Source organism: Sphingomonas sp. IW22, assembly GCF_041321155.1.
GTDB lineage: Bacteria > Pseudomonadota > Alphaproteobacteria > Sphingomonadales > Sphingomonadaceae > Sphingomonas.
In genome coordinates this window covers 228607-242287 of record NZ_JBGGWB010000002.1, presented here as the reverse complement: position 1 = coordinate 242287, position 13681 = coordinate 228607, and the positions used below count along the sequence as shown (strand labels likewise).

Genomic DNA, 13681 nt, shown 5'->3' with positions numbered 1-13681 from the left:
CGGCGGGTTGCGCTCAGCCCCCGCTCAACTGGGCAAGCGCGAACGCCAGGCAAACGCCCACCGCCGTCGCCACGCCCGACAGGTGCCGGTCTTCGCCATAGGCCTTGGGAAACACTTCGGTCGCAAGGCTTGCGACCACCGCCCCCGCCGCAAAGCTGCGGATAATCGCCAGCAGGTGCGGGCTGGCGCCCTTCAACAACAAATTGCCCGCAATCGCCGCGACCGACAGCAACGCCGCCGTCGCCGCCCATAGGCCGAACACCGCCGCTTTCGACCGGCCGTCCTTCATCTCACGGGCACCGCCCGCCGCTTCGGGCAGGTTGGACAGAAAGATCGATCCCGCCAGCGCCGCCACTTCGGGCGCGCCCGCCCCGATCAGCGCGACGCCCAGCGCCAGATTTTCGGGCACCCCGTCCAGCGTGATCGCCGCCAGCAAACCGCCACCCGAATCGGCCCCGATCTTCTCGTCGATCCAGTAATCTACCGCGGCAAACACTAGTGCGCCCGCCGTCAGCCCGGCCAGCGCCGTCCAGATACCGCTTTCGTCGATCGACGGTTCGACCAGTTCGGTAACCAGCGACACGAGCAGCGATCCGCCCGCCACCGCGATCAGGAACCCCTCGACCCCCGGCCGCAGCTTGCCGAATATGCCCCACGCCGCGCCGATCATCAGCGCACCGGACACGACCAGAACTGTTATCGCCATTGTCAGCATCGCGGGTTGGTGTCCGCCATTGTCCGCGATGCTGCAATGATCTGGGTCACACGCTCACCCGGTTCGCCACCAGATCGTCCACGACAGCCGGATCGGCCAGCGTCGATGTATCGCCCAGCGACGACACGTCGCCCTCCGCAATCTTGCGAAGGATGCGCCGCATGATCTTGCCGCTGCGAGTCTTGGGCAGGCCGGGCGCGAATTGCAGCGCGTCGGGCGTCGCGATCGGGCCGATTTCCTTGCGGACCCATTTGCACAATTCGTCGCGCAGCGCCTCGGAACCCTCTTCGCCACCGTTCAACGTGACATAGGCATAGATGCCCTGCCCCTTCACCTCGTGCGGCATGCCGACGACGGCGGCCTCGGCGACCTTGGGGTGGGCGACCAGCGCGCTTTCCACCTCGGCGGTGCCCATGCGGTGGCCCGACACGTTGATGACATCGTCGACGCGGCCCGTAATCCAGTAGTAACCGTCCTCGTCGCGGCGGCATCCGTCGCCAGTGAAATACTTGCCCTTATATGTCGAAAAATAGGTCTGGAAAAACCGGTCATGGTCGCCCCACACGGTCCGCATCTGCCCCGGCCATGACCGGGTGATGCACAGATTGCCGTCGGTCGCCCCCTCCAGCACCTGTCCTTCGGCATCGACCAGTTGCGGTGCGACGCCCGGCAACGGCCGGGTGGCCGATCCGGGTTTCAGATCGGTCGCACCCGGCATCGGCGCGATCATCGCGCCGCCCGTCTCGGTCTGCCACCAGGTGTCGATGATGGGGCAGCGCCCCTCGCCCACCACGTCGTGATACCAGCGCCACGCCTCCGGGTTGATCGGCTCGCCCACCGTGCCCAGCAGGCGCAATGTCTCGCGGCTGGTCGCCTTTACCGGGCCGTTGCCATCCTTCATCAGCGCACGCAGCGCCGTTGGCGCGGTGAACAGCGTGTTGACCTTGTGCTTGTCGACCACCTGCCAGATACGGCTGGCGTCGGGCCAGTTGGGCACCCCCTCGTACATCAACGTCGTCGCACCGTTCGCCAGCGGGCCATAGACGATATAGCTATGCCCCGTGACCCAGCCGATATCGGCGGCGCACCACCAGATTTCGCCCGGCTTGTAATCGAAGCACCAGTGATGGGTGATCGCCGCCCACAACAGATATCCGCCCGTGGTGTGCAGCACGCCCTTGGGCTTGCCGGTCGATCCGCTGGTGTACAGGATGAACAGCGGGTCCTCCGCCTTCATCGGTTCGGCCGGGCAATCGCTGTCCACGCCCTCTACGGCATCGTGGAACCAGATGTCGCGACCCTCGGTCATGTCGACATCGGCGCCCGTCGCTTTGACGACCAGCACCTTTTCCAGGCTGGGCGCATGGGCAGCGGCGGCATCGACATTGGCCTTCAGCGCCACACGCCGCCCGCCGCGACAACCCTCGTCGGCGGTGATGACGATCTTGGAATCGCAATCCTCGATCCTCCCCGCCAGCGCTTCGGGCGAAAAGCCGCCGAACACGACCGAATGGATCGCCCCGATCCGCGCGCACGCCAGCACCGCGAACGCCGCCTCCGGAATCATCGGCAGATAGACGGTGACGCGGTCGCCCTTTCGCACGCCCTGCGCCTTCAGCACATTGGCAAAGCGGCACACCTCCTCATGCAGCTGGGCATAGGTGAAGGTCCGCGCCGCATCCTTGGGATCGTCGGGTTCCCAGATGATCGCAACCGTGTCGGCGCGCTCGGCCAGATGCCGGTCGATGCAATTGGCCGCGACGTTCAGCACGCCGTCCTCGAACCATTTGATGCCGAAATCGGCTTCGTCGAACGACCAGTCGCCGGCCTTGCTGGGCGCCTCGATCCAGTCCAGCCGCTTTGCCTGTTCGAGCCAGAACCCGTCGGGGTCGTTCATGCTCGCATCGTAAAGCCGCTGATATTCGCCCGCATCGACATGGGCGCGCGCCGCCCAATCGGCGGTCACTGGATAAGGGTCGCGCTCGGCCATCGTCTGCGTCTCCTGCTATTTCCGTTCACCCTGTAACGCTTCAGCCGGGGACGGGGTCAAGTGGCGCGATGGTCCGCCTCCTCGCGATCCTTTGATGCGTGACCGTTACAATTCGCGACACAAAATCAGTTGCCGCCAAAACCCCGCCCCGCCATCAACCTGCCGATGCCTCGCCACGCTCTTTCCCTGTTGCTGGCTGTCGCGGTGCCGCTTGCCGGATGCGCCGCCGGGCCGGACTATCGCCCCGCCGCGCCCTCGCAACTTGGCGTGCCCGACGCCTTTTCGGTCCCCGGCACCGCCACGCGGGAGGATCTGAGCCGCTGGTGGACCCGTTTCGACGATCCCCTGCTTCAGCGGCTGGTCGAACAGGCCGCGCCCGACAATCTGGATGTGGCGCAGGCCGTCACCCGCCTGCGTCAGGCGCGCGAAGCGCTGGTTCAGGCGCGCGCCGACTTCCTGCCCAGCCTGTCGGCCTCGGGCGGCTATTCGCGTCGACAGGCGATTGCCGGTGGCAGTCAGCAGACACAGCTGCCCGACGGCACGATCATCAATACCGGTCAGGGTTCGACCGACAATTTCTCGCTCGGCGCCGATGCCAATTACCAGCTCGACCTGTTCGGTGGCGTCCGCCGCTCGGTCGAAGGGGCGCGTGCCACCTATGAGGGCGCGGGGTTCGATTATGCCTCGCTGCTCGTGTCGGTGCAGGGTGAGATCGCGCGCAACTACATCCTCGCCCGCGCCGCGCAGGCACAGATCGAAAATGCCCGCGCCAGCCTGGCCATTCAGGACGAAAATCTTGAGATTGCGGGCTTCCGGGTCCAGGCGGGCCTCGTCTCCTCGCTCGACGCCGAACAGGCGCGCGCGCAGCGGGCACAGACCGCCGCCAGCATCCCCAACCTTGAGGCGAGCTACAACAGCGCCGTTTCCCGCCTGGGCGTGCTGACCGGGCAGGCACCGGGCGCGCTCAAGGCCGAAATGGCCGCCGTCCGCCCGATTCCACGCGGTCCTGCCGCGATCGGCACCGGCATCCCCGCCGACACGTTGCGCCAGCGGCCCGATGTGCGCTCCGCCGAACGCGCGCTGGCCGCCGCAACCGCCCAGATCGGCGTGGCAGAGGCACAGCTTTATCCCGCGCTCAACATCGCTGGCGGCATCGACACCGCCGCCAGCGCGATCGGCAGCCTGGGCGATATCGTCACCGGCACGCTGTTTGCCGGCCTGTCGCAGCTGATCTTCGACGGCGGGCGCACCCGCGCGCTGGTCCGCAGCCAGCGCGCCGCCGCCGACGCGGCCTTTCTGGCCTATAAATCCAGCGTACTGACCGGGCTGGAGGAGGTCGAGAACGCCGTCGTCGCGCTACAGACCGCACAGGCCCGCGCCGCCCAGTTCCGCATCGCGCTGGATGCGGCGAACAACTCCGCGATCCTTGCGCGCAGTCAGTATCGCGCCGGGCTGACCGACTTCACCACGCTGAACCAGACCGAGACCCAGCTTCTGTCGGCGCGCAACAGCCTGACGACCGCGAACAGCGACGAAGCGACCGCATTGGTCCAGCTTTTCGCCGCGCTGGGCGGCGGCTGGGACGCGGGCGTGACGCCGAACGCCGAAAACACGACCACGCGCGCGCTTGATGCGCGGCAGCAGGACTGATCCATGGCCGACCAGACTTCCCCCGATATCGACGCGTTCCTCGGCACCACGACCCAGCCGAAGTGGAAGCGATATGCCAAATGGGCACTCGTCGCGCTGGGCGTCGTGCTGCTCATCTGGGGGGCCATGTCGTTCCTGCGCGGCGACGATGCCCCGCAATATGCGACTGTCCCCGCGCGCCAGGGCAATCTGGAAGTCACCGTGTCCGCCACCGGCAAGCTGGCGCCCACCAATCAGGTGACGGTCGGCTCGCAACTGTCGGGTCTGGTCACGCAGGTGGTGGTCGATGTGAACGACCGCGTATCGGCGGGTCAGGCGCTGGCGCTGATCGATCCCGAACAGCTCGACGACCAGATCCGCCAGAATCAGGCGAACCTCGCCGCGCAACAGGCCTCGGTCGAACAGGCACAGGCGACGCTGACCGAAGCACGCGCGACGTTGGCCCGGTTCGAGGAAGTCAGCCGCCTGTCGGGCGGGCGCGTGCCTGCCAAAACCGAACTCGACACCGCGCGCGCCGCCGTCGCCCGTGCCGTGGCCGGCATCCGCACCGCGCAGGCGAATGTCGCCGCATCGCGCGCGCAGCTTTCGGCCAGCCAGACGCAGCGCGAACGTGCGATCATCCGCTCGCCCGTCAACGGCGTGGTGCTGGCGCGACAGGTCGATCCCGGCCAGACTGTCGCTGCGTCGTTCAACACCCCCACCCTGTTCGTGATTGCCGAAGATCTCAGCCAGATGGAGCTTGAGGTGGCGATCGACGAGGCCGATGTCGGCAGCGTCAAGAACGGCCAGCGCGCGACCTTCACCGTCGACGCCTTCCCCGGCGAACGCTTCCCCGCGACGATCAACCGCGTGGATGTCGGATCTAACCTGTCGGTGTCGGAGGCGAGTTCGTCCTCGTCCAGCAGCACGACGGGCGCCGCCACCACGGGTCAGGTCGTCTCCTATGCCGCCACCCTGTCGGTCGCGAATGCCGAACTGCGCCTGCGCCCCGGCATGACCGCGACCGCCGAAATCGTCACGACCGAGCGTCAGGGCGTGCTGCTGGTCCCCAACGCCGCACTCCGCTTCCAGCCCTCTACCGGGCCACAGGGCGCCGATGCGGGCAAGGGCGGCCTTGCCAGCGCCATCGTCCCCACGCGCCGTCGTCGCGGCGGCGGGGCCGAGCGCACCGCCTCCATCGGGCGCGGCTCGAAACAGACCGTCTATGTGCTGGGCGACAATGGCCAGCCGCGCGCGGTGGAAATCACCGTGGGCGAAAGCGACGGGCAGGTGACCGAAGTGCTGTCAGGCGGTCTCAAGCCCGGTATGCAGGTCGTCACCGGCCAGCTTGCCGGCGACAGCGAACGCAAGACCGGCGGCCAGCTGAGCAAGAAGGGCGCCGATGCCAAGGGCGGCGGGGGTCAGCGTGGCGGCTGATCCCATCATCACGCTGCGCGGCGTCACCAAGACCTATGGCAATGGCGCAACCGCGTTTCAGGCGCTGAAGGGCGTCGACCTCGACATCGAACGCGGCGATTTCGTCGCGGTGATGGGGCCATCGGGTTCGGGCAAGTCGACCACGATGAACATTCTCGGCTGTCTCGACGTGCCGTCGGGGGGCACGTTCCTGTTCAAGGGCGTGCATGTCGAAACGCTCGACCGCGATCAGCGCGCGCTCCTCCGCCGCAAATATCTCGGCTTCGTGTTTCAGGGCTTCAACCTGCTCAGCCGCACCAGCGCGCTAGAAAATGTCGAACTGCCGCTCCTTTACCGTGGTGAGGACAAGAAGATGCGCCGCGAACGCGGCATGGCCGCGCTGGAAAAGGTCGGCCTCGACAGATGGTGGGACCACACCCCCGCCGAATTGTCGGGCGGTCAGCAACAGCGTGTCGCCATCGCCCGCGCCATCGTGACCCAGCCCGACGTGCTGCTGGCGGACGAACCCACCGGCAATCTCGACAGCGAACGGTCGGTAGAGATCATGGAATTGCTCACCGACCTGAACCAGAACAGCGGCATCACCGTGCTGATGGTGACGCACGAACCCGACATGGCGGCCTTTGCCCGCACGATCGTCCATTTCAAGGACGGGCTGGTGGACCGGATCGACACCAATCACCCACAGGGGGCGGTCGTCTGACATGCTGGCCACCACCTTCACCCTCGCCGTCCGCTCGATCCGCCGCCACCTGCTGCGCTCGTTCCTGACGATTCTCGGCATCGTCATCGGCGTGGCGGCGGTCGTCACGATGGTGACGCTGGGACAGGCAACCACCGCCGCCGTCCAGCAACAGATCGCCAGCCTGGGCACCAACATCCTTCAGGTCCGCCCCGGTCAGGGTTTCGGCCGCGGCGGCGGCGGCCCGCGTCCGCCCGATTTCGACCAGCAGGATGTCGATGCCGTAACCGAACAGGTCGCCGGCGTCACCGCCGTCGCGCCGCAAGCGCAATCGACCGCCACCGCCATTTTCAACGGCGCCAACTGGTCCACCACCGTCAACGGCACCACCAGCGCCTATTTTCAGGTCCAGCCATGGAACCTGACCGCCGGGCGTACTTTCCTGCCAGCTGAGGAAGAAGCCGGGCGCGCGGTCTGCATCATCGGCAATACCGTTCGCACCAACCTGTTCCGCAATGTCGATGCGGTGGGCCAGCGGATGCGCGTCAACGACATCAGCTGCGACGTGATCGGCACACTGGAAACGCGCGGACAGGCCGGGTTCGGCGGCGATCAGGACGATATCGTCATCATGCCGATCAAGACGGTCCAGCGCCGCCTGACCGGCAATCGCGACATTCGCCTGATGCTGGTCGGTGTCGACGACGATTACGACACGGCCCAGGTGCAGGATCAGCTTTCCACCCTGCTGCGCGAACGCCGCCGGATCGAACCGGGGGCAGAGGACAATTTCAACATCTTCGACACGGCCCAGATTTCGGCAACGCTGACCGGCACGACGACGCTTCTGACCAGCATCGTCACCGCCGTCGCCGCCATTTCGCTGGTGGTGGGCGGCATCGGCATCATGAACATCATGCTGGTGTCGGTAACCGAGCGAACCCGCGAAATCGGCATCCGTCTGGCGATCGGCGCGGTTGCGCGCGAAGTGCTGCTGCAATTCCTGGTCGAAGCGGTCGTGCTGTCGATGCTGGGCGGGCTGGTCGGCCTGTTGATCGGTCAACTGGCCATCGTGATCCTGACGCCGTTGATGCAGGTGCCGTGGACCTTCGTGCCCGAAATCAACCTGATCGCTTTCCTGATTTCAGCGGTGATCGGCGTCGTGTTCGGCTTTTTTCCCGCCCGCCGCGCGGCGGCGCTCAACCCCATCGACGCGCTTCGCCACGAATAAGGGGGGCGCGGCTGGCGCGCCCCCTTCCCGTTCACGCCATCACGTTACGCCCGCGCGTCACATCGGCGCGGTGGCCGACGGTGGCGCGCGGATTGCGCGTCGTCACCGTATCGACGAACAGCCATTCGTTGCTCACGCGGTCGGGCGTCAGCGTCAGCGCCATGTAACCGCGCCGCGACGTGTCGCACCATTTCAGCTCCGGGTTCGTCGCCACCATCGCCGCCGCCACCCGCTTGGGATCGATGCCGATCGCGCTTTCGTAACCCGGCGACGTCACACCCTGCCCGGCGAACTCGACCGCCGCCGGTCGCCCGTCCTGCGCCAGATCGTACGCCCAGGCATTGTGGCTGTCCCCGGCGATGACGATCGTGCTGCCGCCATGCGCCTGCGCCGATTTCAGGAAGCGCGCGCGGGCAGCCGGATAGCCGCCCCAATTGTCCAGATTGGACGGCAGCCCCAGCTTGCTGGCCATCACCCCGCCCTGAACATAGGCCTTGGTGCGTGCGGGCGCATCGGCGCGGATCCAGCCCAGCGCCTCCTCCGGCGCGCGGGTGTTGCCCATGATCGTGCCGAAGCCGACAACCTGCCATCGCGTGCCCGCCCGCACCGACGCCGCCATCGCGGCGTCCAGCCATGCTTCCTGCGTCGTGCCCATCATCGTCACCGACGCGTCCTGCCACGGCCCGTCACGAAACGCGGTCAGCGCCGCCGCGGGGTCGCCGCCCTTCAGGAACAGCGGCGCCAGTTCGGGCGGCTTCGACCGCGCCGCCAGCCGCGTGTCGGTGCGGAACAGCGTCGCCAGCGTGCCGATGTCATACGCCTTCCACGGTTCGTCGCTGACGGGCAGCCATTCGCGAAACGCCTGCACGGCGGCGGCACGGCGCGCATTCCAAACGCCTTCCTCACCCTGATGATTCTGCGCGCCACCTTCCCACGAATCATTGGCGGCTTCATGGTCGTCCCACTGCACGATCATCGGCACGGCAGCGTGCAGCGCCTGCAGGTCCGGGTCGGCGCGATAGCTGGCATAACGCAGCCGGTAATCGGCCAGCGCGACGATTTCCTTGAACGGCTGTGGCACGCGATTGGCCACCACCTGGTCCGCCGTGGGATAATTGGCGGGCGCATATTCATAGATGTAATCGCCCAGATGAATGGCCAGGTCGATGTCATCCCGAGCCGCCGCATGGGCATAGGCGTTGAAAAAGCCGAAGCCGTAATTGGAGCATGAAAACACCGCCGCGCGGAAGGACGGCGTGTCCCCCTGTGGCAGGGTGCGCGTGCGCCCCACTGGCGAAAACCCGCCATCCGGCGCGACGAAGCGATAGTGATAACGCGTGCCCGGCTTCAGGCCCGTCACCGTGATCTTCGCGGTATGATCGCGCCACGGCCCCGTCACCATTTCCCCGCCTGCAGCGACACGCGCGAAGTCGGGGGTCTCCGCCAGTTCGACCTTCAGCTTGGCCGCCGCGCCATCGGCAGGGACATAGCGCGTCCACAACAGCATCGACGTCGCCCCCGGCTCTCCACTGGCGACCGAATGGGTAAAGCCGCGCGCGGCGGTGATGTTGGCCTGTCGCGCAAAGCCGGGCAGCGCCAACGCCCCCATCCCCAGCGTGCCTGTCAGGATCAGCGAACGGCGGTCGATGCGAATGGTCATGTGGCCCCCAATGGACGGATTCGATGATCGCGCCCCTGCGCCAGCGATGTGGCGAACAGGTTACACCCGCGCTAAGCCCGCGCGATGCCGGCCCGCTTCCGCCTCCTCATGCGCCCCGCCCCGACCCTGGTCCTGATCCTCGTCACGCTGGCGCTGGTCGTGCTGTCGCTGATCCGCCCGCTCGACCATGACGAAAGCCAATATGTCGCCGCCGCCGCGCTGACCGCCGACGGGCTGCTGCCGTACCGCGACTATGCCTATCTCCAGACCCCGCTTCAGCCATTGCTGTTCGCGCCGGTCGCGGCACTGGCAGGGGCGTGGGCCTGGCCCGCGCTGCGGCTGGCCAATGCGCTGCTGGCGGCACTGGCCATCGTCGCCACCCACGCCGCCGCCCGCCGCGCCGGGGCAAGCGCGCAAGCGGCGCTGATCGCCGCGCTCGGCTTTGCCGCATGCGACATCCTGCTCTTCAGCGCGGCGATGGCGCGCAACGACGCGATGCCCGCCGCGATGTTCGCCTGCGCGCTGGCGCTGATCGCCGGCCCCGCGCCCGGTCGCGCCCGCGCGCTTGCCACCGGCCTGTTGCTTGCGGGCGCGGCGGCGGCAAAGATCAGCTATGCCCTGCCCGCCGCCGCATGGGGCCTGTGGGCACTGACCCACCGCGAACACCGCCCGCTATGGGTTGCGGCTGGGGCGGTTCCGGCGGTGCTGCTGACGGGTTGGCTGTGGTCGCTGGCGCCCGACGATTTCCTGTTCGGCGTCCTTACCTTCCCGGCACAGGCGCCCGCCGATTTCTATGTCGATCGCCCGTGGAAGCTGTCGCTGGCGGCCAAGGCGATCGACGCGGTCAAATTCCTCGCGCTTGGCCCCGCCTTACTGGCGGTCATCGCCGTCGCACGCGGTCCGCGTTCCGGCGGCCCGTGGCTGTGGCTGGCGCTTGCCGGGCTGGTCGCCGCGCTGCTGCCAGAGCCGACATGGCGGCAATATCTGTTGCCGATGCTGCCGCCGTTGTTTGTCGCGCTGGCGCTGATGCTCGACCGGGCCGATTCGCCGCGCTGGATCGCCCGTGCAGCGCCGCTGTTCGTCCTGGCGGGTCTCGCCCCCAGCCTGATCGCACTGCAGGCCGGTGCGCCCTCGCTGCCTGGCGCGATGCGCGAAAGCGCCGCCATCCGCGATGCACTGGACCGGGCAAGCGTGCGTGGGGCGATTGCGACACTCTCGCCGCAATTCCTGCCCGCCACTGGCCGCCGCGTCGATCCGCGATTCGCGACCGGCCCCTTCACCTTTCGCATTCGCACTTTCATCCCCCCCGAAGCGGAGGCACCGCGCCGCATCGTCACGCCCCGCACGCTGGCGGCACAGTTCGACCGCCAGCCACCAGCCGCCATCCTGACCGGGGGGGAGGGGCGCTGGACCAGCGGCGACGACCAACTGGAGCGGTCATTGGAAAACTGGGCGCGCACCCGCGGCTGGCGCGCCGTCCCGCTGTACAGCGAACGCTTCCGCCTGTGGGTGCCTCAGGCCGCGCGCGCGCGCCGCGCCGCGACCAGCGTTTCGTAATAGGCGACCAGATCGCGCGCATGGTCTACATCGGTGCGGACATGGCGCGCGGCATTCAGCGTCGCAGCGCGCAGGATGCGCGGCTCCCGCGCGAACAGGCGGTGGATCGCGTCCGCCGCCGATCGCGCATCTCGCGCGCGATAGGTTTCGGCATAGGCCGGTGCGGCAATCTCCGCGCACCCGCCCTCGTCCGGAACGATCAGCGGCAAACCCGATGCCAGAGCCTCTGACGCGACCAGCCCGAACGGCTCGACATCCGATCCGTGGATCAGCGCATCGCCGCTCGCCAGGATGCGCGTGAACCGCTCCCGGTCGTAAACCGGGCGGAACAGGCGGATATGCGGGCTGTCCGCCGCCCGCTTGGCCAGCATCTTGCGATCCGGCCCGTCGCCCAGCAGGATCAGGCCCACCGGCAGGTCGGCGCCCGCACGTTCCACCGCGTCGATCACCATCGGCCAGCGCTTTTCCGCATGATGGCGGCCCAGCCCCAACAGCAAATGCCCATGTTCGGGCAGCCCGCATTGGGCCAGCAACGCGCGGCGCAGTTCCTCGTCCCGCCGCCGGGGGGAAAAGACGCCGCGCGGAATGCCCAGCGGCATCGACGCATCCACCCGGTGCCCGCGCGCGACGAACCGCTTCGCCAGCGCCGGGCCATTGGTCACGAACGCGTCGAATTGCGCCAGGAACCGATCATACCGGCGGGTGTACCAACCGAACGCCCGCTCGATATTCGCCGGGCTGGCCAGCCCTTCGAACCAGCGCAGGGGATAGGCGGCCATATTGTCGTTATGGGCAAAGAACACCTTGACCGCATCGCCCTGCCAATCGCCCACGATGGTCGCGGGGCGCCATGGCGAACTGGTTTCGACGACATCGGGGCGCAGCTGATCGAGCAGCCGGATGATCGAACCGCCTTCCCAGAACAGGCAGTAATTCTTGTCGACGACCAGCGGCAGCGCCTTGACCCAGAAGATGCGCCCGCCGCCGGGGCGTTCCTCAACCCAGTCTGGCTCGGTCGTGGCCGCGATCACGATCAGTTCGTGACCCATATCCGCCAGGATGCCCATCTTGCGATCGATATAGGTCCGCACACCGCCGCCGGTCGGCGAATAGAATTCGTTGACGTCGACGATGCGCATCGCTTGCGATCCTCAGCCCTGAACCGGCCCGAAACCGCCCAGCCCGCGCAGATATTGCGCGCGGATGTTGGTGACGGTCACGCCATTGCCCACTTCGATCACCGCCTGTTCCAGCTTGGGCCGGCTGCGGCCCAGCTTGCGGTTGCTGGGAAATCCAGCGCCGTCCTTCCAGAAATCAAACTTGTTGCGCCCGTCGCGGTCATGGGTGAACAGCAACGCATATCGGCCCGCCTGCGGCGCCTTGATGCACAGGCTTACCTGACCGTCGGCGGGCGTGTCGGCCCATATCCGGCGAAAGAATTTCCCTTCCTTCAACAGGTCGCGGTCGTCCTTCAGGAAATCGTCGTCATTGGCTGGATACAACTCCAGCTTCAGGCGGCCCGAACGGTCCTTCAGGCCCATGACGTTGACCCGGATCGCGGGTCCGCCACCACCGATGCACGCGGCGCGATCGGTGCCCAGCACGTCCGCCTGCGCGGCGGCGGGCGCCGCGATGACGGCGGCGAGGCCCAGAATCAAATGCTTCGCCCTCATCTCTGCTTCCTCAAAACGGCGTGAAGGCCAAAGGCGGCGATCAGGATAACGTGCATCAACAGCGTCAATGCCGCCGTGATCGCCACCAGTTCCGAAAGCGCCTCGCCCTGTCCGATCAGAATAATGGCGAAGTTGGCGAAAAGAAGGTCCTTGTTGGGCACCAGCGGCAGGCGCGACACCAACAGCCGCCCCGCCGCCAGGAACAGCCACATGCCGATCGACACTTCGGGCATCGCGAAATGCCATGCCAGCGCAATCAGCGTCGATCCGCACAACAGGCGCAGGCAATGCACCCCGAACACCCACCACAAGGTCGGCCGCTCAAGCGAAAAGACGCGCCGTGAAAAGATAAGGAAGGGCAGCGAAATGCCGATGATTACCGCCGTCGACCAGGCCAGCGTGCGGAACTGGTCGGGGGTCAGCAGGTTCGCTGCGAACGGTAATGCCAGCGCGATCATGCCCAGCGTGATCGCATTGCCCGCGATGGCCGACAGGATCGACACGTCCTTGACCGCGCCGAACGGGGCCGCGACCATCTTCATGCGCTGCCGCGCCCAGGCGTAGAAATAGGCTTCGCCCGAATATCCGAACACGACCTCGTTCGCGATGCGCTTCTTGTGCAGCGCGATCAGCCCTTCGAACGGGACGTGCCACAACCGCCGGAAAATCACGAAGTCAAAGGTCGGCGGCGACATGTAGAGCAGCAGGAAGCAGATATAAAAACCCGGATGCACCGGCACCGATCGGCCCAGCGCGGGCAGCCCTTCACCGAACAGCTCGATGCCCAGGCCGATGACCATGGCGATGCTCAGCAGCGCGCCCAGGATCGACGGCCAGCGCGACCGGATCTGCCGGATCGGCTCCAGCGCCTCGATCTCCGGCACGGATGGAATGGGCGTGGCCGCGCCGGTCGTGGCGCTGGCTGCGGTAGAAACGCCGTAATCGGGTTGCTTCACAGGGTTGGTCGATCCGTCTCAGGCCATGTCGAGATACGCAAAAGGACTGGTGCCGCGGCTCATCGGTCCATGCCCGCACTGGCCCCCCGTCTCGGGTCTTGTCGCTTGCCGTTCGCCGGCGTTATGCGGTTCCCTTCGCGCACGATTTGGG

11 protein-coding genes are annotated in these 13681 nt (G+C 67.1%); 5 read left to right on the top strand and 6 right to left on the bottom strand.

The window, feature by feature from the left end; all coding sequences use genetic code 11:
• Window positions 1-13: 13 nt before the first annotated feature.
• Window positions 14-706: a ZIP family metal transporter gene (locus tag ACAX61_RS12715; RefSeq protein WP_370715203.1), complete on the bottom strand. Its 693-nt coding sequence runs from the start codon at window positions 704-706 to the stop codon at window positions 14-16.
• 55 nt (window positions 707-761) lie between these two features.
• Window positions 762-2705 (bottom strand): acetate--CoA ligase, encoded by a 1944-nt coding sequence (acs, locus tag ACAX61_RS12710; protein WP_370715202.1) that lies wholly within the window; start codon window positions 2703-2705, stop codon window positions 762-764.
• A gap of 165 nt (window positions 2706-2870) precedes the next feature.
• On the opposite strand from acs, the gene ACAX61_RS12705 reads away from it, so the two are divergent.
• The 4 genes from ACAX61_RS12705 to ACAX61_RS12690 are packed head-to-tail and all read left to right on the top strand — an operon-like array spanning window position 2871 to window position 7684.
• On the top strand, window positions 2871-4355 hold the full coding sequence (locus ACAX61_RS12705) for an efflux transporter outer membrane subunit (protein ID WP_370715201.1): 1485 nt from the start codon (window positions 2871-2873) through the stop codon (window positions 4353-4355).
• Window positions 4356-4358: 3 nt separating this feature from the next.
• Window positions 4359-5771 carry an efflux RND transporter periplasmic adaptor subunit gene (locus ACAX61_RS12700; RefSeq protein ID WP_370715200.1) on the top strand — a complete coding sequence of 471 codons (1413 nt, stop codon included), beginning with the start codon at window positions 4359-4361 and terminating at the stop codon, window positions 5769-5771.
• Window positions 5761-6474 carry an ABC transporter ATP-binding protein gene (locus ACAX61_RS12695; protein ID WP_370715199.1) on the top strand — a complete coding sequence of 238 codons (714 nt, stop codon included), beginning with the start codon at window positions 5761-5763 and terminating at the stop codon, window positions 6472-6474. Before ACAX61_RS12700 ends, ACAX61_RS12695 begins: the two co-directional genes overlap by 11 nt.
• Window position 6475: 1 nt before the next feature.
• Window positions 6476-7684 carry an ABC transporter permease gene (locus ACAX61_RS12690; protein WP_370715198.1) on the top strand — a complete coding sequence of 403 codons (1209 nt, stop codon included), beginning with the start codon at window positions 6476-6478 and terminating at the stop codon, window positions 7682-7684.
• Between the two features lie 31 nt (window positions 7685-7715).
• On the opposite strand, the gene ACAX61_RS12685 is transcribed toward ACAX61_RS12690, so the two are convergent.
• A complete protein-coding gene (locus ACAX61_RS12685; RefSeq protein WP_370715197.1) occupies window positions 7716-9344 on the bottom strand; it encodes an alkaline phosphatase D family protein in 1629 nt (542 codons plus the stop codon).
• A 108-nt stretch (window positions 9345-9452) separates the two neighbouring features.
• On the opposite strand from ACAX61_RS12685, the gene ACAX61_RS12680 reads away from it, so the two are divergent.
• Window positions 9453-10901, top strand: a complete 1449-nt coding sequence (locus ACAX61_RS12680; RefSeq protein ID WP_370715196.1) for a DUF2029 domain-containing protein — start codon at window positions 9453-9455, stop codon at window positions 10899-10901.
• On the opposite strand, the gene ACAX61_RS12675 is transcribed toward ACAX61_RS12680, so the two are convergent.
• The 3 genes from ACAX61_RS12675 to ACAX61_RS12665 are packed head-to-tail and all read right to left on the bottom strand — an operon-like array spanning window position 10859 to window position 13530.
• Window positions 10859-12040 carry a glycosyltransferase gene (locus tag ACAX61_RS12675; RefSeq protein ID WP_370715195.1) on the bottom strand — a complete coding sequence of 394 codons (1182 nt, stop codon included), beginning with the start codon at window positions 12038-12040 and terminating at the stop codon, window positions 10859-10861. The genes ACAX61_RS12680 and ACAX61_RS12675 overlap by 43 nt on opposite strands.
• A gap of 12 nt (window positions 12041-12052) precedes the next feature.
• Window positions 12053-12574 (bottom strand): DUF2141 domain-containing protein, encoded by a 522-nt coding sequence (locus ACAX61_RS12670; protein WP_370715194.1) that lies wholly within the window; start codon window positions 12572-12574, stop codon window positions 12053-12055.
• Window positions 12571-13530 carry a hypothetical protein gene (locus ACAX61_RS12665; protein ID WP_370715193.1) on the bottom strand — a complete coding sequence of 320 codons (960 nt, stop codon included), beginning with the start codon at window positions 13528-13530 and terminating at the stop codon, window positions 12571-12573. The genes ACAX61_RS12670 and ACAX61_RS12665 overlap by 4 nt, the downstream gene beginning before the upstream one ends.
• Window positions 13531-13681 lie beyond the last annotated feature (151 nt).

Bases quoted from the DNA above. Each gene is read 5' to 3' on its own strand.
- ACAX61_RS12715 (WP_370715203.1), bottom strand. From the start codon at position 706: ATGGCGATAACAGTTCTGGTCGTGTCCGGTGCGCTGATGATCGGCGCG.
- acs (WP_370715202.1), bottom strand. From the start codon at position 2,705: ATGGCCGAGCGCGACCCTTATCCAGTGACCGCCGATTGGGCGGCGCGC.
- ACAX61_RS12705 (WP_370715201.1), top strand. From the start codon at position 2,871: ATGCCTCGCCACGCTCTTTCCCTGTTGCTGGCTGTCGCGGTGCCGCTT.
- ACAX61_RS12700 (WP_370715200.1), top strand. From the start codon at position 4,359: ATGGCCGACCAGACTTCCCCCGATATCGACGCGTTCCTCGGCACCACG.
- ACAX61_RS12690 (WP_370715198.1), top strand. From the start codon at position 6,476: ATGCTGGCCACCACCTTCACCCTCGCCGTCCGCTCGATCCGCCGCCAC.
- ACAX61_RS12685 (WP_370715197.1), bottom strand. From the start codon at position 9,344: ATGACCATTCGCATCGACCGCCGTTCGCTGATCCTGACAGGCACGCTG.
- ACAX61_RS12680 (WP_370715196.1), top strand. From the start codon at position 9,453: ATGCGCCCCGCCCCGACCCTGGTCCTGATCCTCGTCACGCTGGCGCTG.
- ACAX61_RS12675 (WP_370715195.1), bottom strand. From the start codon at position 12,040: ATGCGCATCGTCGACGTCAACGAATTCTATTCGCCGACCGGCGGCGGT.
- ACAX61_RS12670 (WP_370715194.1), bottom strand. From the start codon at position 12,574: ATGAGGGCGAAGCATTTGATTCTGGGCCTCGCCGCCGTCATCGCGGCG.